Source organism: Kitasatospora sp. NPDC091257, from assembly GCF_044757675.1.
GTDB lineage: Bacteria > Actinomycetota > Actinomycetes > Streptomycetales > Streptomycetaceae > Kitasatospora > Kitasatospora lactacystinica.
This window is the reverse complement of sequence record NZ_JBIVVI010001904.1, coordinates 1-1,026: the sequence shown is the minus strand read 5'-3', so window position 1 is coordinate 1,026 and position 1,026 is coordinate 1. Positions and strand designations below refer to the sequence as shown.

Here is a 1,026-nt window from a genome sequence, read left to right as displayed (position 1 = left end):
GGCCCAGCCGGGCGCCGGCCTCCCGGCCGGCCAGGGACTCGGGGCCGTACAGCGGCTCGATCGCGAAACCCGACTCGGCGCGGCGCGGTTCGGCTGTCATGGGGGTGCCTCCTCCGGAGCTGGGGAGCGGGTCCTCGCAATGTAGGGCCTGACCGGCCCGCCGCGGCGGCGACGCGGTTGAGATGATCGGGTGAACGACCGATGAGCCCCAGGGAGTGGCAATGACCGAGCAGAAGGTGGCCGTGGTCACCGGTGCCAGCAGCGGAATCGGCGCGGCGACCGCCCGCCGGCTGGCCGCCGAGGGCTTCGACGTGGTGCTGACCGCCCGGCGCACCGACCGCGTCGAGGCGCTGGCCGAGGAGATCGCCGACCGGGGCGGTTCGGCCCGCGCGGTCACCCTGGACGTCACCGACCGGGCCGCGGTGGACGCCTTCGCCGCCGCGGTCGGCCGGGTGGACGTCCTGGTGAACAACGCCGGCGGCGCGATCGGCGCGGAGAGCGTCGAGCACGGGGACCCGGCCGACTGGCGGGCCATGTACGAGGTGAACGTGCTCGGCGTGCTGCACGTGACGCAGGCCCTGCTGCCGGCCCTGCGGGCCACCGGCGACGGCACGGTGCTGGTGCTCTCCTCGACCGCCGCGCTGGCCGCCTACGAGGGCGGCGGCGGGTACGTCGCCGCCAAGCACGCCGCGCACACCATCGCCGCCACGCTGCGGCTGGAGCTGTGCGGGGAGCCGATCCGGGTGATCGAGATCGCGCCCGGCATGGTGAAGTCCGAGGGCTTCGCGGTCACCCGCTTCCGCGGCGACGAGGAGAAGGCCGCCGCCGTGTACGCGGGCGTGGCCGAACCGCTCACCTCGGAGGACATCGCGGACACCGTGGCGTGGGCGGTCACCCGGCCCTCGCACGTGAACATCGACCTGCTGGTGGTCCGCCCCCGGGCGCAGGCCGCCAACCACAAGGTCCACCGCGCCTGAGCCCGGCCCGGCGGGCGGCCCCGGAGCAGGGGCCAAGATCGAACACATC

At 75.2% G+C, this 1,026-nt stretch carries 1 protein-coding gene; it reads left to right on the top strand.

What is annotated here, in order from left to right; translation table 11 throughout:
- The first annotated feature begins 221 nt into the window (after nt 1-221).
- Entirely contained in the window at nt 222-977 is a 756-nt protein-coding gene (locus tag ACIQOV_RS42780; protein ID WP_401056709.1) for an SDR family oxidoreductase, read from the top strand.
- The last annotated feature ends 49 nt before the right edge of the window (nt 978-1,026 follow it).